The sequence below is a fragment of the Pseudomonas khavaziana genome (assembly GCF_036704165.1).
GTDB classification, from domain to species: Bacteria; Pseudomonadota; Gammaproteobacteria; order Pseudomonadales; family Pseudomonadaceae; genus Aquipseudomonas; species Aquipseudomonas khavaziana.
This window is the reverse complement of the sequence record NZ_CP129946.1, coordinates 4134699-4154834: the sequence shown is the minus strand read 5'-3', so window position 1 is coordinate 4154834 and position 20136 is coordinate 4134699. Positions and strand designations below refer to the sequence as shown.

Sequence of the window (20136 nt, the reverse complement as noted above, 5' to 3'; positions counted from 1 at the left end):
AATAAAAAGACCCCGTCCTGAAAAGGCCGGGGTCTTTTTTTGCTCTCGTTAAAGCGCTGCTGAACTCGTCTTAAGTAGGCTTGCCGGCGAACTTGAGCTTGCCCCAGGTCAGGCCGATCAGCGCCGCCAGGGTTGAAGCGGCCAATACACTCAGCTTGGCAGCCGACAGCAGGGCCGGGTCGGAGAAGGCCAGGGAAGAGATAAAGATCGACATGGTGAAACCGATCCCCGCCAACAGGCCGACCAGGCCCACCCCGGTCCAGGTCACACCATCGGGCAGCTTGCAGATATTGAGCTTGACCAGGGCCAGGCTCGCCAGCATCACGCCCAACGGCTTGCCGAGCACCAGGGCGAAGATGACACCCATGAACACGCCGTGGGCCAGCGGGTCATCCAGGTTGAAACCGTCCAGGCTCACTCCGGCATTGGCCAGCGCGAACAGCGGCATCACGCCGAACGCGACCCATGGGTGCAGCGCCGACTGCACCCGTTGCACCGGCGGCAATATTTCCCGCTGGGCTTCGCGCAGTTGCTTGAGGGGCTGGGCAACCTGTTGGGGGCCTTCTGACGATTGCGAAAAACGCTCCATCAGTTCGTTGAACGTGCGTTCGATGGTCTCCAGCGGACGTTCAGTGGTGGGCTTGGAATTGACCGGCGTCATCAAGCCAAGGATGACCCCGGCGAGGGTAGGGTGCACGCCGGTCTTGAGCAGGCCAAACCAGACAATCGCGCCTGGCAGCAGATAGATCGCGGCCTTGCCGATGCCCATGCGCTGAAACACCAGCACCAGGGCCAGGCCGCCTACGGCAATCACCAGCCCCATGTAATCCAGGCTAGCGGTGAAGAAGATAGCGATGATCAGGATCGCCACGATGTCATCGATGATCGCCAGGGCCAGCAGCAGGATACGCACGCCACTGGGAATCGATTTGCCCAGCAACGCCAGCACGCCCACGGCAAAGGCGATGTCGGTCGCGGTGGGCACGGCCCAGCCACTCGCGGCGCCAGTGCCGTGGTTGAGCAGGGTGTAGATGAGCGCCGGCATCAGCACGCCGCCCAGCGCCGCGCCCAACGGCAGCGTGGCGAGCTTGAGGTTGGCGAGGGCACCGTCCTTGATTTCCTGGCGGATCTCGGCACCGACCACCAGGAAGAAGATAGTCATCAGCCCGTCATTGACCAGAAAGTGCAGGGAGCGTGAGACGCTGTAGTCGCCCAGCCCCAGGGTGATGGGGGTGTTCCAGAAGTGCTCGTAGGACGCCGCGGCGGGGCTGTTGGCCCAGATCAGCGCCGCAATGGCCGCCAGCAGCAGGACGATACCGCTGACGGCTTCGATACGGGAAAAGCGCTCAAGGGCAGACAACGCGCCCTCAGCCAGACGTTGAGGGCGAGGGATCGCAGGGTGTTTATCAGGCACGACAAATCTCCATTGGCGGCCCGACCAATGCTTGGCTTTTAACCTGCGCCGTACTTTATGCAGCGACGCACCCAGGGGGGATGATAGGAAGCTGATGAATAAGTTGTAAACAAACTTGTCATCGTGCGTGGGTTGTCTTACCCAGGATTGCGCCCACCGCCAGGCTCATCAGGCCTAAAACTGCCCATGGGAATACCTCGACACCGAAGCTTTGCAGCAATAAACCACCTGCCAATCCTCCCCCGGCAATGCCCAGGTTCCACACTGTGACCAGCATTGATTGCGCGGCATCGGCCGAATGGCCCGCTGACTTGGCCAGGGCGGTTTGCAACAGGGCCGCGAGACCACCGAACGCCAGGCCCCACAACGCCACGCTGATGTAGAGGCTGATTGGCGAGCTGATCCAGAGCCCAAGCAGCAAGGCGGCCACGGCGAACATCGCACAACTGATGAGGGTCAGTAGCCGTAAATGCCGGTCAATCCAGATGCCTACCAGCCAGATGCTCAACAAGGCCATCAAGCCGAACACGAGCAATACCCTGTCGATGTCGCCGCCAATCCCGGCCGGCACCAGGAGCGGCGCGATGTAGGTGTAGAGGATGTTGTGGGCCAATACGTAGGTAAGGGTCACCCACAGCACCGGACGTATGCCCGGTAAGGTCAGTACGTTATGCAAGCCCAGGCGTTTGCTTGCCGGTTCACCGGCGAAGTCCGGCAGTTGCCAGCGCGCCCATACCAGCAGTAACAGGGTCAGGCCAGTCATGATGGCGAAGCTGGTGCGCCAACCGACCAGCGTACCCAGCAACGTGCCGGCAGGTACGCCGAGGGACAAGGCCAGCGGCGCGCCGAGCATGGCCACGGCAATCGCCCGGCCCTGCAGGTGAGGCGCAACCATGCGGCTGGCATAACCCGCCAGCAGTGCCCACAGCAGCCCAGCGAACACACCCGCGAAAAAGCGTGCGATCAAGGTCAGGCCATAGTGGCTGGAAAACGCGGTAACACTGTTGACCAAGGCAAAGCCGCCAATGGCAATCAATAGCAGGGGACGTCTGCGCCAGCCTCGGGTCAGTAGCGTCAGGGGGATGGCCGCGAGTAACGAGCCGAGGGCGTAGAGCGTCACCAACTGCCCGACCAGGGCCTGGGACACGCCCAGCCCTGCACTCATTTGCGGCAGCAATCCGGCGGGCATCGCCTCGGTAAGAATGGTGATAAAGCCAGCCGAGGCCAAGGTCAGCAAGCCTGCCAGGGGGAGGGCCTCATGCTGGGGGGCAGTAGCGGCCAATAAAGGGCTGTCGTTCATGGGGTTCTCCTTGAAGAGGCAAGGAGACAGGGTATGGGGCTGCGGCGTGCGGAAAAACAGGCTAAGGTTCCGAACTTATCGGACGTTGTTGTCCGTAATCATTCAAGGCATCACCATGGACAATCTGGGCAGTCTCTCGGTATTCGTACAGGTCGCGGACACCCGCAGCTTTACCGCGGCGGGCCGGATATTGGGTGTGTCATCCTCGGCGGTAGGCAAAAGCATCGCGCGGATGGAAGAGCGCCTGGGGGTCCGGCTGTTTCATCGCAGCACCCGCAGTATCACCCTGACCAGTGAGGGCGCGCTGTTCCTGGAGCGCTCGCGACGCATCCTGGCGGAAGTGGAGGCGGCCGAACAGGAGTTGACCCAGGCCAGCGCCACGCCTCGAGGGAAGTTGCGTATCAGCGTGCCCCAGGTGCGTGGTTTGTTGATGCCGGTGATCAGCGACTTTATGCGGGCCTATCCGGAAATCGAGTTGGACGTGGATTTTTCCGACCGCATGGTGGACGTGATCGAAGAGGGCTTTGATGCGGTGATTCGCACCGGCAAACCGGAAGATTCGCGCTTGATGGCGCGCCATCTGGGGCACTACCAATTGGTCCTCGTCGGCACGCCCGGCTACTTTGAGCAGCACGGCATTCCAAGTCAGCCGCAACACCTGGATCACCACGCCTGTCTGCGGCATAAATTCTGCGCCACCGGCAAGCTGGAGCCCTGGCCCCTGCGTCAGGTTCCGGGCTCAACGGAGCCGAGCCTGCGCACGCCATTGGTCAGTACCACCATCGAGTCGCTCTATCATGTGGTGCAGGAAGGTCTCGGTATTGCATGCCTGCCGGACTACATGGTCAACCAGGCGGTAAGCACAGGGCAATTGCAGCGAGTGCTGGACGAGCACCTTGAGCACCGCGGCAGTTTCTGGTTGTTGTGGCCGGCCAGTCGCCATGCCTCGGCCAAACTGCGGGTATTCATCGACCATATGTGTGCCGGGCTTTTTCCTACCGGCGCGGTTCCCTGAGCCGGTGACGTTTTACCGACAGGAATGCGCGCCTCCAAGGCTCGTTCTGTTGCACAATACCGTCCGGACCGTTTTCCTCAGGATTTTCAATGTCGACATCATTTCACTTGCGCAGCCTCGGGTTGGCGCTGGTGCTGGCGGGCGCAGCGGGTTGCTCGTCACCCAAGACCGCTATCTATGAACACGAGAATTTCGATGACTCCGGTACGTTTTCCCGTGATTACCCGGTCAGCGACGTGGCCGCCTGTGAAGCGGCGCGCCGTGCGTTGCTGAGCCAGGGTTACATCATCACCAGCAGCGATCCCAAGTTGGTGGCCGGCAACAAGAGCTTCCAGCAGACCGGCGAAACCCACCTGCAGATCAGCTTCAATGTGGTGTGTGCCGCAGATGGCAAGGGCAGCAATCACTCGACGATGTTTGCCAATGCCTTGCAGGATCGCTATGCGTTGAAGAAGGTCAACAACTCCGCCAGCCTGGGCGTGGGTGTACTGGGCTCGGTGTCGATGCCGATTGGCTCCACCGATGACTCGATGGTGAAGGTGGCGAGCGAAACCGTCTCGGCGCCGAAGTTCTACGAGCGGTACTTCGCCCTGGTGGATGTGTTCCTGCCCCAGGAGGTGAAGCAGGCCGAGCATATTCCCGAAAAGCCCAAGGCTGACCTGGGCATGCCCGAACCCAAGGCTGCGCCGGCTGCCGAGAAGGTCGAGGCGCCGCAGGACACACTGCCGCCTGCCGCCGCGCAACCGCTTGCGCCGCCACCTGAGGCAGCGCCGATCGCGCCGACTCCAGAGCCGAACCCGGAACCTGCGCCGGCCCCGACACCGGTAACCGAGCCTGCGCCGGCGCCGAGCAACCCCAGCCTGCCGGCACCGACAGAGGCGATTCCGCCGCTGCCAGCGCCTGCGCAGTGACTCAGACGGCTACGGGATCTACCTTGTCGACGTTGATCCCGTAGCGGCTGATGGCCAGGGCGATTTTGTCCCGGCCAATCACACCGTCATCCGCCAACGCCTTCAAGGCCGCCAGAACAATGAAGTGGCGGTCGACCTCGAAAAACTCGCGCAATGCTTCGCGGGTATCCGACTGCCCGAACCCGTCGGTGCCCAGTGCGACGAAACGGCGACCGTGCACGAAGGGGCGAATCTGGTCGGCAAATAACTTCATGTAGTCTGTCGCTACCACCACTGCTCCGGTTCTCCCGGTGAGGCAGGTTTCGACATAGCTCTGGCGCGGCTCGCTTTGCGGATGCAGCAGGTTCCTGCGCTCGGCGGCATGCCCGTCACGGCGCAGCTCGGTCAAGCTGGTGACGCTCCAGACATCGCTGTGCACGGCGAAATCCTTGGCGAGCAGCTCGGCTGCGGCGATCACTTCGCGCAAGATCGAGCCGCTGCCCATCAGTTGCACCTGCGCTTGCGGGTGGGTGCTCAGCGGATACATGCCCTTGAGGATTCCTTCTTCAACGCCTTCGGGCATCGCTGGGTGCGGGTAATTTTCGTTGAGCAGGGTGATGTAGTAATAGATGTCCTCTTGCTCGACATACATGCGCCGCATGCCCTCGCGAATAATCACCGCCAGTTCGTAGGCAAACGTTGGGTCATAGGCCACGCAGCACGGAATCACCGACGCCAGGATATGACTGTGCCCGTCGTCGTGCTGCAAGCCTTCGCCCATCAGCGTGGTGCGCCCGGCCGTGGCACCCAGCAGGAAGCCGCGCGCACGTGCATCACCCGCGGCCCAGGCCAGGTCGCCAACGCGCTGGAAGCCGAACATCGAATAGAAAATGTAGAACGGCACAGTCATCAGGCCATGATTGCTGTAGGACGTACTCGCCGCGATCCACGAAGAAATGGCGCCGGATTCATTCAGCCCTTCCTGCATGATCTGTCCATCCTTGCTCTCCTTGTAGTAGCTCAATTGCCCTGCGTCCTGGGGGGTGTAGAGTTGTCCGACGGCGGAGTGGATGCCGATCTGGCGAAACAGGCTTTCCATGCCGAAGGTACGCGACTCATCCGGCACGATGGGCACGATCAGCTTGCCCAGGTGCGGGTCCTTGAGCAGGGTGCCGAGGATGCGCACAAAGGCCATGGTGGTGGAGATGGCGCGTTCGCCGGTGTCTTTGAGTTGGGTGGCAAACGCGCTCAGTTCGGGGATCTGCAGGGGGGTGACAGCCGTGTGGCGCGCCGGTACATAGCCGCCCAGGGCTTGGCGTCTTGCGGCGAAGTAGCGGGCTTCTTCGCTGTCGGCGGCGGGTTTGAGGTAAGGGATTTCGTCGAGCCGGTCATCGGCGACTTCCAGGCCGAAGCGGTCGCGAAAGGCCTTTACCGCGTCGGCGCCCATCTTCTTCAGCTGATGGTTGATGTTCTGGCCTTCGCCGGCTTCACCCATGCCAAAACCCTTCACGGTCTTGGCCAGGATCACCGTTGGCTGGCCCTTGTGGCGCACGGCGGCGGCGTAGGCGTTGTAGACCTTGTCCGGGTCATGCCCGCCCCGTGAGAGTTTCCAGATATCGTCGTCGGACATGTCCGCAACCAGCGCCAGCAACTCCGGGTATTTGCCAAAGAAGTGTTCACGCACATAAGCGCCATTCTGGGATTTGTAGTTCTGATAGTCGCCGTCCACGCACTCCATCATGCGTTGGCGCAGTAGGCCGCTCTGGTCCTTCTCCAGCAGTGCGTCCCAACCGCCTCCCCAGATCACCTTGATCACATTCCAACCGGCGGCGCGATACAGGCTCTCGAACTCCTGGATTACCTTGGCATTGCCGCGCACCGGGCCGTCCAGGCGTTGCAGGTTGCAGTTGACCACGAAGATCAGGTTGTCGAGTTTTTCGCGGCCTGCCAGGGAGATGGCGGCCAGGGATTCCGGCTGGTCCATTTCGCCATCGCCGAGGAAGGCCCACACCTTGCGGCCCTGGTGTTGCTTGAGGGCGCGAAACTCCAGGTAACGCATGAACCGCGCCTGGTAGGCGGCGGTAATCGGCCCAAGGCCCATGGACACGGTGGGAAATTGCCAGAAATCGGGCATCAGCCGTGGGTGAGGGTAGGACGACAGTCCCTCGCCGCCGGCCTCGCGACGGAAGTTGTCGAGTTGGGCTTCGCTGATGCGGCCTTCCAGGTAGGCGCGGCCGTAGATGCCTGGGGAGGAGTGGCCCTGGATGTACACCAGGTCGCCGTCGAAGGTGTCGGTTCGGCCACGGAAAAAATGATCGAAGCCGACGTCATACAACACCGCCGCTGATGCGTAGGTGGCGATATGCCCACCCACACCTGAGTGTTTACCTGCGCGCAAGACCATCGCCATGGCGTTCCAGCGGATAAATGCATTGGTGCGACGCTCGATATCCAGGTTGCCAGGGTAGGGCAGTTGGCGTTCGACCGGGATGCTGTTGACGTAGGGGGTGGTGACCCGCCCGTAGAAGTCGCCATGGCGCGCAACGTCGAAATCCAGCAACTGGTCGATCAGGTAATGGGCGCGGGGGCGGCCTTCGGTGGACAGCACCGATTCGATGGACTCCAGCCATTCGCGGGTTTCCTGTGGATCATCGTCGAGTCTTGCTGTGTTATTCGAGGTCATGTGAGGCTCCAGGGTAGGCGGATTCAAGCGGCGAGCTCCTTGTGGGAGTGACGCAAATGTAGTTGCAATTGCAACTACATGACGGAATCTAGCGCGGGATGAGCTACTATTGCAACCTTCTTGAAATCCCCCGGATGGTGTTGCATGTCGTCGAAAGAGCCGGATGTCTGGTTCCGTTTTGTCAGGGCCCATAGGACGGTCATCCGTGAAATCGAGCGGAGGCTGGCCGCGGCGGACCTGCCGCCGTATGCCTGGTACGACGCCTTGTGGGGCCTGGAAAGCGGGCCCGACGGTACCCGGCGCATGCACGAATTGGCCGATGTGCTGGCCATCGAGCGTTACAACCTCACGCGCCTGGTGGATCGCCTGGAAAAGGACGGCCTGGTGGTGCGCTCGCGTTCCGACGGCGACGGTCGTGCGGCGTTTGCCTCGATCACGGACGCCGGCCGGGTGCTGCGCAAAAAAATGTGGAAGATCTACGAAAGCACCGTGGACGAGCTGTTCCTGTCGCAGATCGAACCTGGGCAACGCCAGGCGTTTGCCGATGCCCTGGAGCGCACTGCGGGGCTTGCGATGGAGGCGGGCGTGCCGACCCGCAGCCGCGGCAAGCGCTGAGCAACAATCAAAAGCCAATGCATGCCTGCTCTTATCAAACTACAAGTAAGCTACTGATTTTAAAGAGTTAAAATTTAGTCCTAACGCCGGATATTTTGGCGGCGGTCCAGGTTGCTGCGCGACGGCGCCACGTCGACGATGTGACCGGGTTGTTGGGTTGTTGGGGCGAGTACATATCCGTTGCTTAGGTAACGGCCACTATAGGTTCCGCCCTTACGGCGGCTCACTTTGCAAAAGCGGCAAAGTAAGCAAAACGCTCTTGCCCCACCACTCGGCCGGCGTTTTTCAAGGTAGTTGTCGCGTCAACCGTCTGCTATGCCGCTTTTTGTTCGGTCTGCTGTTCCCTATCCGGATTCAGCAGCACCGTTCCTACTGGTTCCCAGTTACGTGTTTGTCCTGACCACCGTTCAGGTCTTTTCCGGCGCTCCCGCTCATACAGCTCATGACGCAGCGCCAGTATCTGATGATCTTTCCCTCCATGGCGCTCTGATGGGGTGACGAAGCGGATCCGGCTGTGCCTGTGTTCGCTGTTGTACCACCGCATAAAATCCCTCACCCAAGTCCGTGCAGCGTCTAAGCTGGCGAAGCCTTCCAAGGGCCATTGCGGGCAGTATTTCAATGTTCTAAACAGTGATTCCGAATACGGGTTGTCATTGCTTACACGTGGACGACCGCGAGAAGGCGTGATACCCAGCTCATACATTTTGCTTAACAGCGTCACCGATTTCATTGGCGCTCCGTTATCAGAGTGCAATACCAAGGGCTCACGCAGGCACTTCTCATTGATCACGCTACGTTGCAACAGCGCAGCAGCTTTTTCACCACTTTCTTCATCATAAACTTCCCAACCTACCGCCTTGCGGCTGTAAATATCTTCGATCAAATACAGGTAAAAATACTTACCGCGTATGGGCGAAGGAAGATACGTGATGTCCCACGACCACACCTGATTAGGCCTCTGAGCTGCGTGCGTTGTCGGCATTACTACGCGCCGAGGTCGTCGACTACGACCTCTGTGGTGTTGTTGGCCGGCTGCTCGCAAGATGCGATAAAACGTAGCTTCCGACGCCAGATACCGTGCTTCGTCTGCCAGGCGCGGAACGATCTGGCTGGGAGGTAAATGGGCGTATAGCGGGCTGTTGCACAGGGTTACGATGGCTTGTCTTTCAATTTCACTCAGCGCATTACGCGGCTTGGGCCGCAAGGTGGTGGTGCGCGCATCGGCCTGTAACTCTGGCGCCTGAGTCCAGCGCTGCAAGGTTCGCAGCGACAGTCCAACCTCTTGGCAAGCGCGTAATTTTCGGGCGCCTGCGACGATGGCTTCAATCAACCAACCCACCAACAACTGCCGTTCCGGCAAAGAAGTCAGTTGTCCTCGCCGTCGGTCCCCCAGTAATCGTTGAGCTTTTTTCGCAGCACTAACAACGCTGCGGTTTCGGCCAATGCAGCGTCTTTACGGCGCAGATCGCGCTCCAGCTCCAGGATGCGTTTTTTGTCTTTACGCGTCTGCTCATGGTCAGCCATTTTTTGGATCTGCACCGCCTCTTGACCGCTAATACAGGCTTGACGCCAAGCATTGATCTGCTCGGGGTAAAGGCCGTTTCGACGGCAGTACTCACCTAATTCAAGTTGCGTCAGGCTGGCTGTTTCAATGACAGCGGTCAACCGGGCCTCAGCAGACCATTTATCAGAAAGCGATATATCTTCTGGCACTTTGCTTCCTTGGACACTGGCCATCTTGCGCCAGGTATACAGCGATACATCGCTGACCCCTTCACGGCGACAAACTTCGGCTACCGTCAGGTTCAGCGGGGGAAGCAACATCTTAAGCAATGTGGCTTTACGTTCGGGTGAATAGTACGTCACAACCTGTCTCTTTCCGCCCTCGGTATGCTTTTTTGGGGGTAAATCAGGAGAGGCGACAACTATCCTGACACCGGGGGCCCCACCACTCGGCACCTCGCCTAGGCTCGGTGTGCCCGTAATCCGCCATGGATTTGGGGGGCGCCGCCACGCGCCATCCATGGCGCGGGGCGGCTAAACCGGCATCCCTGCCGGTTTACCCCCCAAATCCCTGTCGAATTCCGGCCAGCGTGGTTTAACGGGGCGCCTGAGATCAAAAACACAGCGAGGCGGCCTTATAGCCGACCTGATCGTTGAAGCGTGCGCGTACCCCTGTGGGAGCGGGCTTGCCCGCGAAGGTCGTTAACGATGACGCGGGAAACCAGAAAGAACGCGGCGTTCTCAGGTTTTTCGCGAGCAAGCTCGCTCCTACAGAAAAGCACAAGCGCCGCCAGCGTATCTGCGATGCGCAGCGAGTCGCTCTTGATCTTGCTTTTGATCTTAGGCGCCCCGTTAAACCAAGCCGGAGTGAGGGCACACCGAGCCTAGGCGAGGTGCCGAGTGGTGGGGCAAGAGCATTTTGCTTACTTTTGCCTGGGCCGGCATTCCGGCCTTTCAAAAGTGAGCCGCTGTAAAAGCGGAACCATAAGTGGCCGTTGCCCAAATAACGGATATGTACCCAGGACGAAAACCAACATCCTGCTCGGCTGTCAGGCTGCCACGGGAACGAGCTCCCTAGTTTGCGGCGCGACAGCGTCACATCGAAGATGTGGCGGCGGCTCCCACACTCCAGCTCATCCAAGTGGGTAGCGGGCCATTGCCTTCGTCACGTCTAATGCATCGATCCGTCCTTGCTCCGCCAACGCCCTGAGCGCCGATACCACCACCCAATACCGACTCGGCGCCGTCGCCTGCACCGACCCCGCGCCCAACGCTATAAACCGCGTATCTACGTGGGCTCTCAACTGATCGACAATCGCCTGCGGATAGCCGGTCACTGCAATCACCGGCGCTGTATTTCCCGCCAGGCACTCACGCAAATGGCAACTGCGCGTGGGGGCCAGGGGATGCAAGCGATTCCAGCGCTCGGCCGCCGCCGCCTCACGGGCCAGCCGTGTGTAGCTGGGGCAGCTCCATACCTGCGCGGTGATATTCCAGTCCTGTGCCAGCAACCGAGCGGCGAGCATGACTTCTTCAAGCGCCCGGCCAGCGCCGAGCAGGCGCACATCTGCCACTTGGCCACGTTGGATCGGATACATGCCTTTGTGGGCGTCTGCACGGTCCTGGCTATCCAGCGTGGTGCTAGCGTCCTGATCATGCAGCGCCAGGTAATAAAAACCCGGCTGCCCGTCGACGTACAGCGTGCGCAGCCCCGCCAGCACAATCGCCCTGGCTTCGTCACCCGAGGCGGGATCGTAGGGGGTGCAGCGCGGATGGGTCGCCAGCCACAACGGCAGCGACGGGTGCGCGCCCTTGGGCCATGGGGAGGGCTGGTTTTCGATGTCATTGCACAAGATGCCACGCTGGGCGATCTGGTCCGACAGTGCACACAGCTGTGCCGACGATGTCGCGCTGTGCAGGTAGAGCAGGGGTTTTTCGCCGTTATTGCGCGCGAACCAGGTGGGCCAGTTGCCCACGCGGCGGCTGCGTGACTGGCCGCGGATCACCCAGGCTTCTCGGCCGGATTCCAAGGTATTGGCGATAGTCATGACCGTATTCAACGGCGAGTTGCCCGGGCTGGCGGCGGTGTCGAGCGCATCGATGCAGCGCTGCGCAGAATACGCGGTGGAAGCAGGCATGGGGCGAAGCTCCTTTCAACGGATGCTCGTACCCTAATGGAAATGTGGTTGCATTTGCAATGATTGCAATTGCATCTGAAAAGCCTCGCGTTTAAATCATCCCGACCCTGGCGCGTTTAACCCTGAAATACCGGAATGTCATCACGTCGACATTTTTTCGTCATGACGGCACTTTAGGCTGGGTTTGCAGGTCATTTATCTGCAACCGCTTTCAATTCAAGAAGGAGTTCACCATGGACGAATACCAGGAAGAATTGCTGGAGTACCAGGCATTCGAGCTGGATCCGCTGGATCCCGCCGACGATGCCACCGAGCTGTAAGACCGACCTCAGGCGCAATGCCGCTGACTGCGGCGAAATTCCCCTGGGGTCTGGTTGTTCCAGCGCCTGAAGGCCCGCTGGAAGGCTTGGGCCGAAGAAAAACCGAGCAAGTAGGCGATTTCGCCGAATGCCAGTTCCGTATCGCGAATATAGGTCATGGCCAGGTCGCGGCGGGTGTCGTTGAGAATGGCGCGAAACTGCGTGCCTTCCTCGGCCAGTTTGCGCCGCAGTGTCCAGGTCGGCAGTTTCAAGCGTGCCGCCACTTCTTCCAGGTCGGGTTCCCGGCCGCCATTGAGCATCGGCCCGAGCAACTGGGTGATGCGCTCGCGCAGGCTACGGGTGCGGGTCAACTGCTCCAACTCTCTCTCACACAACTGCAACAACAGGTGCCAGGTGCTGGGGCAATGCTGTGGGTTGCGCAGGGCCAGGGTCGGTTGGCTGAGGCGCAGTTGATTGGCGTCGGCGCCGAAGTGCACCAGGCCGTCTCCCAGCACGCTGTATTGTTCGTGGTAGTCCGGCGCCTGGAATTCGATTTCGATCCGTTGCGCCTGCACCGGCTGCTGCGCCAGGCCAGACAATTGCTGCAGCCAACCGGCGATGATCGAATCGACGACAAAACGGTTATAGGCGTTGTAGGGGCTGATGGAATAGAACCGCAGCCAAGCGCCCTTGGCATCCTCGTGAAAACTCGATTGCCCGCGATAGTTGGAGCCGTACAGCGCTTCAAAGCGTGTCAGTGTGCGCGCCGCTTCGCGCACATTGGGCGCCTGGGCGGCGGTGACGCCGGCTAGGCCAGCCTGGCTCAAGCGACTGAGCTGGCCCATGCGCAGGCCCAGGCCCGGGTCGCCGGTCAGTTGGATGGCCGCGTGACCCAGGCGCATGTAGCGCGGGATCGATAAGCGTGCGCCGGCCTCGGCCAGGCGTGCCGGATCGAGGCCGTATTGCAGCAGCAGCGGTTGCGGGTCCAGGCCGTGGCTGTGGATGGCGTCGGCCAGGGTGTGCACGAAGCCCACCGACAAATCCCCCAGGCGCACCGGCTTCAAGGGCTACAACCAGATGTTCAGCAGGCGCGCACCGCGGGCGTCGCTGTCGGCGAACACTTGCCCGTTGCTGCTGAGAAAGCTCTGGCCGGCACTGCCCAGGTCCCAGAACTGCCCACGTAAAAATACGCTCATGCCCGCCGTGGCTTGGCTGACGGGTTGCTGGCTGATCAGGGTCAGGCGGCGCCAGGCAGCGCCCTCACTGGTTTCTTCGGGCTTGAGACTGACTTCAGCAGGTGTCGACACGCTCTTGAAGCCACGCCATGGGCGGTCCCAGGTGTCGCGCCCGGTGACAAAGGCTGGCACCGCGATCAGTTGAGCACCCTGTTCGTTGAGCTTGCGGTAGTTGTCCGGGTACCAGCTGTCGCTGCCTACCAGAATACCCAGGCGCCCGGCGGGCGTGTCGACCACGCTGAGGATGTTTTCATCCCCTGGCGCGATAAACCCGCGTTCATCGTAGATCGGGTAGAGCTGGCGCTGCGGCTGGCCCAATGGCAGGCCGTCGGCGGCAAACACCAGGCTGGCGTTGTACAGCGGGCCGTGGCCTACCTGCAGCACCCCCTGGCTGACAGTCGGGTTGGGCAGGGCGATGGAACCGGCCACCAGGGTCACGCCGAACTCCTTGGCCAGGCCGCCGAACAGTACTTGGTAGTCTTGGGCCATGGCCGGGGCTTTCATGCGCAGATACGCGTCGTCCATGCGGTTGTCACCGGTGGCGCTGATCCAGGCACGCATGAAGGGCAGCGGGTTGCTGATCGACAGCCAGTGCATGGCGTCCTTCAGATGCGCGGCCTGGTACAGCTCGTTTTTTTCGCCACTGAGCATCAGCCAGGTGCCGATATGTTCGGGCAGCACCACGATGGTCTTGGGGTTGATCAGGCCCAGGTCCCGTGCGTTTTGCAGGTAGGCCGAAAGCTTCAGGTGCAGGCGTTCCAGGCTCTGGTAGTCGGCGGGGAACAGCTCGGGCTGGATGCCCAGCAGGTTGCCACGCTCGGCCGGCTGGCCCTCGTTGACGGCGAGGGTGATGCGCAGGTCCGACAGGTAATGCGCCACGGGGCGCTCCTGGGTCCAGACCAGATACGCGGCGAGGGCGGCAACCAGGGCCATGGTGACGGTGAATGCTAGAAGTTTACGCATGGGGCAACAGACAACAGACCGGGTACAGGGTTCGCGACTAGGGTAGGGCCCATGGCGCGGCTTGCCAAGGGGCGCTGTGCATTTGGATCAATAACTTGTCAGTTTCAGTCATTGAGCCGTGCTCCGCTGCCTCTTAGTCTGTGGGACATAAACCGATGGCACGCCGTTCGAGTGCGCCACGTCCCGTGATGATCCGTTGTGGAGCTGTACCATGACCGCTGCTGCCTACCCGCACCTGCTGGCCCCGTTGGACCTGGGTTTCACCACCCTGCGCAACCGTACCCTGATGGGCTCGATGCACACCGGCCTGGAAGAAAAACCCGGTGGTTTCGAGCGCATGGCGGCCTACTTTGCCGAGCGCGCCCGCGGTGGCGTGGGCCTGATGGTCACCGGCGGCATTGGCCCGAATGATGAAGGCGGTGTGTATGCCGGTGCCGCCAAGCTGACCACTGACGAAGAAGCGCAGAAACACAAGATTGTCACCCAGGCCGTGCACGAGGCGGGTGGCAAGATCTGCATGCAGATCCTCCACGCCGGACGCTACGCCTACAGTCCCAAACAGGTGGCACCCAGCGCGATCCAGGCGCCGATCAACCCGTTCAAGCCCAGGGAACTGGATGAAGAGGGCATCGAGAAGCAGATCCAGGATTTCGTCACCTGCTCGTTGCTGGCCCAGGTCGCCGAATACGACGGCGTGGAAATCATGGGCTCGGAAGGCTACTTCATTAACCAGTTCCTCGCTGCCCACACCAACCACCGCACCGACCGCTGGGGCGGCAGCTTTGAAAACCGCATGCGCCTGGCGGTGGAAATCGTGCGCCGTGTGCGTGAAGCCGTAGGCCCGAATTTCATCATTATCTTCCGCCTGTCGATGCTCGACCTGGTGGAAGGTGGCAGCGTCTGGGAAGAAGTCGTGCAGTTGGCCAAGGCCATCGAGCAGGCCGGCGCGACCATTATCAACACCGGTATCGGCTGGCACGAAGCGCGCATCCCGACGATCGCCACCAAGGTGCCCCGTGGCGCGTTCAGCAAAGTCACGGCCAAATTGCGCGGCGCGGTGCAGATCCCGCTGATCACCACCAACCGTATCAACACCCCGGAGGTCGCCGAGCAGATCCTGGCCGAAGGCGATGCCGACATGGTCTCGATGGCGCGACCGTTTCTCGCCGACCCGGAGTTCGTCAACAAGGCCGCGGCCGGGCGTGCTGATGAAATCAACACCTGCATCGGCTGCAACCAGGCGTGCCTGGACCACACCTTCGGCGGCAAGCTGACCACCTGCCTGGTCAACCCGCGGGCCTGCTATGAAACCGAGCTCAATTATTTACCGGTCAAGCAGATCAAGAAAATCGCGGTCGTCGGTGCTGGCCCTGCGGGCCTGGCCGCTGCCACCGTGGCCGCCGAGCGCGGGCACCAAGTGACCTTGTTCGATTCCGCCAGCGAGATCGGCGGCCAGTTCAATATCGCCAAGCGCGTGCCGGGCAAGGAAGAGTTCTTTGAAACCCTGCGTTACTTCAAGCGCAAATTGCAGACCACCCACGTCGAGCTGTGCCTGAATACTCGCGTGGATGTCGAGCAACTGGTGGCGGGTGGTTATGACGAGGTGATCCTGGCCACCGGCATCGCGCCACGCACCCCGGCGATCCCGGGCGTCGAAAACCCCAAGGTCTTGAGTTACCTGGACGTGATCCTTGAGCGCAAGCCGGTGGGCAAGCGCGTAGCGGTGATTGGCGCCGGCGGCATCGGCTTTGACGTATCGGAATTCCTCGTACACCAAGGCGTGTCCACCAGCCTGGATCGCGAGGCGTTCTGGAAAGAATGGGGTATCGACACCCAGTTGCAAGCGCGTGGCGGTGTGGCCGGGATCAAGCCCGAGCGCCATGCGCCGGCCCGTGAAGTGTTCCTGCTGCAGCGCAAGACTTCCAAGGTCGGCGATGGCCTGGGCAAGACCACCGGCTGGATCCACCGTACCGGCTTGAAGAACAAGCAGGTGCAGATGCTCAACAGCGTCGAGTACTTGAAGATCGATGATCAAGGCTTGCACATCCGCATCGGCGCCGAGGGCGAAGCGCAGGTGCTGGCGGTGGACAATATAGTCATCTGCGCTGGCCAGGACCCGCTGCGCGAGTTGCACGACGGCCTGGTCGCCGCCGGCCAGAACGTACACCTGATCGGCGGTGCCGATGTGGCCGCCGAGCTGGACGCCAAGCGCGCCATCAACCAGGGCTCGCGCCTGGCGGCCGAGTTGTAAAGCGACAACAGGGGCGGTGTTAGACTACCGCCCCTTTTTTCATGCAGATGCGCCCCCATGGGTCCTTTCGACTGGCTGCCCCACGCGCCCCTTGAACCTTTGAAACTGGATTGGCTGAACGGCGTCGAGCTGGCCGTGCTGCGCCTGGACCGCATCGACCCGCTGATCAGCGGCAACAAATGGTTCAAGCTTACTGAACACCTGGCTCAGGCTCGCGCTATTGGCGCCAAAGGGGTTATCAGCCTCGGCGGGGCCTACTCCAACCATCTGCACGCATTGGCGGCGGCGGGCAAGCGCTTTGATTTTCTTACCGTCGGCCTGTTGCGCGGCCATCCTCAAGAAACACCCACCGTGCTCGATCTCAAGACCTTCGGCATGCAACTGCATTGGCTCGGTTATGGCGGCTATCGCGCACGCCATGAGCCGGGCTTTTGGCTGCCTTGGCGCGAACAATATCCCCACCTCCATCCGGTGCCCGAGGGTGGCGGTGGGCTGGCTGGTGCGCTGGGCTGCGGGGTGTTGGTCGAACAGGCACGGGGGCAGTTGAGCAACCTCGGTTGGGCGGATTACGATGCTTGGTGGTTGGCGGCGGGTACCGGCACGACATTGGCCGGGTTGGTGTTGGCCGAGGCTGGCGCGCATCCGGTGTATGGCGCCATGGCGGTGCCGAATGACCACGGAGTGGCGCGAAATGTGAGTGCCCTGGTGCAGGGCGGTTATGAACTACTGGAGACCAGCCGAGGCGGCTTTGCCAAGGTCGATCCGCTGCTGCTCGATTTTATCCAGCACACCGAACATGCCTGCGGGTTGCAGCTGGAGCCGCTCTATACCGGCAAGGCGTTGCTGGCATTGAAGCAACAGATCGAGGCCGGACGTTTCACCCCCGGCACTCGCCTGATCTTCATCCATACCGGTGGCCTACAAGGCCGCCGAGGCTTCCCGTAGGAGCGAGCTTGCTCGCGAAGAACGTCAACGATGACGCGGGTAGCCTGAATGCACGCGGCGCCTTTGGGTTTTTCGCGAGCAAGCTCGCTCCTACAGGGTATCGGCTATCAGTTGGCGGGCTTGTGCCTGCCCGGCATCATGCGCAGAGCAGTGTTATCGCGCACCACATAATGGTGAAAGATCCCCGCCAGCGCATGCAGCCCGATCAGCCAATAACCGACCTGGGCGAACAACACATGCCAGCCTTCAATCTCCTCGGCCAACGCCTTGTTTTCTGCGATCAGCGGCGGCAGCTCGATCCCATAGAACATCACCGAATGCCCTTTGGCACTGACGATCAACCAACCGGCAATCGGCAAGCCGATCATCAACGCATACAACGCCCAGTGCATCAGCGTCGCCAGCAGGCTCTGCCATGGCGGCGGTGCCGGCACGATCTTCGGCGCCACGCCCAGGCTGCGTGCAAACAGGCGCAGCCACACCAGCACAAACACGGTCAGGCCGAGCATGAAGTGCATTTCGACGATCAACGTGCGCGCACCGCTGCCTTTGGGGAATTGCCCGCGCAGTTCAATGCAGGCGTAGACCACCGCCAGCAGCACCACCATCAACCAGTGCAGCGCAATCGACATGCTGCTGTAGCGTGAATCGGAATTTTTCCACGGCATTGCTGGGTTCCTCTCTCATCAGGGCATACCTCCGTTCTTTGGCGACGGAGTGGTTTAACTGTATGCCCGTTTCAAGCGGTTCGCTCGTTGCAAATGCCGTTGTCTTGATCCTGGTCAGTCGCTCTGCGGCATTTCCCCGCGGGCCAGGCGAGCATTGATCTCGGCGATGACAGTCGGCAGATCGGTGATGGTATCGATTAGATAATGCGGGCGCGAACTTTCGAACATCGCTTCGATACGCTGGCGCTCGCTGGCCAGTGTGGTGCTGTCCAGGGCACGGAATTGATCGAAGGTCAGGCCCAGGGCATTGCCCGAGCAGGTCAGCGCCACCGTCCACATCCCGGCGCGACGGCCTTCGAGTATGCCCGGCACGGTGTCATCGACCTTCACGCAGGCGGCCACATCATCAATGCCCAGGGCGATCACGTTGGCCAGCGCCTGGGCCGGCCACGGGCGACCGTTGGGGACTTCGTCGGTGGCGACCACATGGTCGGCAACATAGCCGTTGGTGGCGGCCAGGGCCACGACCTTGTCCATCACTTGCTTGGGGTAGCCGGAGCAGGAGCCGATCTTGATCCCTTGTGCCCGCAGCGCTGCAATGGTGTCGAGGGCGCCGGGGATCAGCGCCGAGTGCTCGGCGATCTTCTCGATCTGCAGTGGCATGAAGCGCTGGTAGATGGCGGTCACATCATCATCGGTCGGCGTGCGGCCGAAGGCCTCGCGGTAGCGCTCGGCAACCTGTGGCTGGTCGCAGAGGGTGCGGATATGGTCCCACTTGCCCATGCCCATCGGGCCACGGGCTTCCTCGATAGAGACTTGCACGTCGAACTCGGCAAACGCCTCGACAAAGATCTGCGTGGGCGCGAAGGAGCCGAAATCGACCACGGTGCCGGCCCAGTCGAGGATAACGGCCTGGAGGGTGTTGGGGTTTTGATAGTTCATGGTTCAGATCCTGTGGGTAATGAAACTCATGTAGGCGCGAGCTTGCTCGCGAAAAACTTCCGGGCATCGCGTTGAGTCAGAATGCCCGCGTCATGGTTAATGGTCTTCGCGAGCAAGCTCGCTCCTACACATTTCTTGCAGCACCTCGGCGATGGCCTTGACCGCTGCGCGCATGCCGGCCGCGTCGACATGGCCGATGCAGCCCACGCGAAAGGTTTCCACCTGGGTCAGCTTGCCCGGATAAAGGATGAAGCCCTTGGCCTTGACCCGTTCGTAGAAGTCCTTGAACTGGTAGCCCGGGTCTTTTGGTGCGTGAAAGGTGACGATGATCGGCGCCTGGATCGCCGCCGGCAGAAAGCTGCGCAGGCCCAGTGCGGCCATGCCATCCAGCAGGGCCTGGCAGTTGTCCGCGTAGCGTTGATGGCGGGCGGGCAGGCCGCCTTCTTCGGCGTATTGCAGCAAGGCTTCATGCAGGGCGGCGACCACGTGGGTCGGTGGGGTGAAGCGCCATTGGCCGGTCTTGACCATATAAGTGTGCTGGTCGAACAAATCCATCGCCAGGGAATGACAATTGCCCTGGGACGCGGCCAGCGCGGCTTTTTCTGCGAAGACAAACCCCATGCCCGGTACGCCTTCCAGGCATTTGCCGGAGGCGGCGATCAACGCCTCGAACGGGACTTCGCGGGCATCGATCGGCAGCGCGCCGAAGGAACTCATGGCGTCGATGATCAGGCGCTTGCCGTGGCGTTTGACGACCTGGGCGATCTCCGGCAGCGGGTTGAGAATGCCGGTGCTGGTTTCGCAATGGATCAACGCGACGTGGGTGATAGCCGCGTCAGCCTGCAGTAGGCGATCTACATCGGCAGCGGTGGTGGGCTCATCCTCAGCGGTTTCAAAGGTGCTGAACGTGCGGCCAAGCACCTCGCAGATCTTCGCCAGGCGCTTGCCGTACGCGCCGTTGATCAGCACCAGCACCTTGCCTTCGCGGGGGACCAGGGTGCCAATGGCCGCTTCGACGGCGAAGGTGCCGCTGCCTTGCAACGGCACGCAATGATGGCTGTCAGCACCGTTGAGAATCGCCAGCAGTTGCGTGCAAACGCTGGCGGTGAGCTGGTTGAAGCGGTCATCCCAGGAGCCCCAATCCACCATCATCGCCTGGCGAGTGCGGTTTGATGTGGTCAGGGGACCAGGGGTCAACAGGATCGGCGCGGCAGTGGTCATCTCAAATCCTCGCAAGGTGTCGGGGTTGAAGCTACGGCGCCTAAATTGCAGTTT

General features: G+C 61.3%; 15 protein-coding genes. 5 read left to right on the top strand and 10 right to left on the bottom strand.

The window, feature by feature from the left end; genetic code table 11:
* Positions 1–70: 70 nt before the first annotated feature.
* Both nhaA and QYQ93_RS18270 read right to left on the bottom strand, forming a co-directional pair.
* The gene (gene nhaA / locus QYQ93_RS18275; protein ID WP_338475201.1) at positions 71–1414 is read right to left on the bottom strand and encodes a Na+/H+ antiporter NhaA; all 1344 of its coding nucleotides are present in this window, start codon (positions 1412–1414) and stop codon (positions 71–73) included.
* A 118-nt stretch (positions 1415–1532) separates the two neighbouring features.
* The gene (locus tag QYQ93_RS18270; RefSeq protein WP_338475200.1) at positions 1533–2714 is read right to left on the bottom strand and encodes an MFS transporter; all 1182 of its coding nucleotides are present in this window, start codon (positions 2712–2714) and stop codon (positions 1533–1535) included.
* Between the two features lie 115 nt (positions 2715–2829).
* Here QYQ93_RS18270 and QYQ93_RS18265 point away from each other — a divergent pair, with 115 nt between their 5' ends.
* A complete protein-coding gene (locus tag QYQ93_RS18265) occupies positions 2830–3729 on the top strand; it encodes a LysR family transcriptional regulator (RefSeq protein ID WP_043048698.1) in 900 nt (299 codons plus the stop codon).
* An 89-nt stretch (positions 3730–3818) separates the two neighbouring features.
* On the top strand, positions 3819–4640 hold the full coding sequence (locus QYQ93_RS18260; protein ID WP_338475199.1) for a DUF2242 domain-containing protein: 822 nt from the start codon (positions 3819–3821) through the stop codon (positions 4638–4640).
* 1 nt (position 4641) lies between these two features.
* Here the strand turns inward: QYQ93_RS18260 and aceE are convergent, their stop codons facing one another.
* Positions 4642–7302: a pyruvate dehydrogenase (acetyl-transferring), homodimeric type gene (gene aceE, locus QYQ93_RS18255; protein WP_338475198.1), complete on the bottom strand. Its 2661-nt coding sequence runs from the start codon at positions 7300–7302 to the stop codon at positions 4642–4644.
* A 144-nt stretch (positions 7303–7446) separates the two neighbouring features.
* On the opposite strand from aceE, the gene QYQ93_RS18250 reads away from it, so the two are divergent.
* The gene (locus QYQ93_RS18250; RefSeq protein ID WP_043048694.1) at positions 7447–7917 is read left to right on the top strand and encodes a MarR family winged helix-turn-helix transcriptional regulator; all 471 of its coding nucleotides are present in this window, start codon (positions 7447–7449) and stop codon (positions 7915–7917) included.
* Between the two features lie 313 nt (positions 7918–8230).
* On the opposite strand, the gene QYQ93_RS18245 is transcribed toward QYQ93_RS18250, so the two are convergent.
* The 4 genes from QYQ93_RS18245 to QYQ93_RS18225 form a co-directional block, all read right to left on the bottom strand.
* Positions 8231–9783 (bottom strand): IS3 family transposase gene (locus QYQ93_RS18245; protein WP_124421718.1). Its coding sequence is split into 2 segments (ribosomal slippage): positions 8231–9321 and positions 9321–9783, totalling 1554 coding nucleotides; the frame shifts between segments, so codons are not numbered across the junction.
* 770 nt (positions 9784–10553) lie between these two features.
* Positions 10554–11558, bottom strand: coding sequence for a transketolase-like TK C-terminal-containing protein (locus QYQ93_RS18235; protein WP_338475197.1), 1005 nt, complete (start codon positions 11556–11558; stop codon positions 10554–10556).
* Between the two features lie 328 nt (positions 11559–11886).
* Positions 11887–12921 (bottom strand): AraC family transcriptional regulator, encoded by a 1035-nt coding sequence (locus QYQ93_RS18230; RefSeq protein WP_043049933.1) that lies wholly within the window; start codon positions 12919–12921, stop codon positions 11887–11889.
* A gap of 3 nt (positions 12922–12924) precedes the next feature.
* Positions 12925–14055 carry a carbon-nitrogen hydrolase family protein gene (locus QYQ93_RS18225; protein ID WP_043049934.1) on the bottom strand — a complete coding sequence of 377 codons (1131 nt, stop codon included), beginning with the start codon at positions 14053–14055 and terminating at the stop codon, positions 12925–12927.
* A gap of 211 nt (positions 14056–14266) precedes the next feature.
* Here QYQ93_RS18225 and QYQ93_RS18220 point away from each other — a divergent pair, with 211 nt between their 5' ends.
* Complete coding sequence (locus QYQ93_RS18220; protein WP_043049935.1) at positions 14267–16306, top strand: NADPH-dependent 2,4-dienoyl-CoA reductase; 2040 nt, start codon at positions 14267–14269, stop codon at positions 16304–16306.
* Positions 16307–16363: 57 nt separating this feature from the next.
* A complete protein-coding gene (locus QYQ93_RS18215) occupies positions 16364–17251 on the top strand; it encodes a 1-aminocyclopropane-1-carboxylate deaminase (protein WP_338475196.1) in 888 nt (295 codons plus the stop codon).
* A gap of 107 nt (positions 17252–17358) precedes the next feature.
* Here the strand turns inward: QYQ93_RS18215 and QYQ93_RS18205 are convergent, their stop codons facing one another.
* The 3 genes from QYQ93_RS18205 to QYQ93_RS18190 form a co-directional block, all read right to left on the bottom strand.
* Positions 17359–17919, bottom strand: a complete 561-nt coding sequence (locus tag QYQ93_RS18205; protein WP_338475195.1) for a cytochrome b — start codon at positions 17917–17919, stop codon at positions 17359–17361.
* Positions 17920–18033: 114 nt separating this feature from the next.
* Positions 18034–18861 (bottom strand): phosphonoacetaldehyde hydrolase, encoded by an 828-nt coding sequence (gene phnX / locus QYQ93_RS18200; protein ID WP_338475194.1) that lies wholly within the window; start codon positions 18859–18861, stop codon positions 18034–18036.
* A 96-nt stretch (positions 18862–18957) separates the two neighbouring features.
* On the bottom strand, positions 18958–20082 hold the full coding sequence (locus QYQ93_RS18190) for a 2-aminoethylphosphonate--pyruvate transaminase (protein WP_338475193.1): 1125 nt from the start codon (positions 20080–20082) through the stop codon (positions 18958–18960).
* Positions 20083–20136 lie beyond the last annotated feature (54 nt).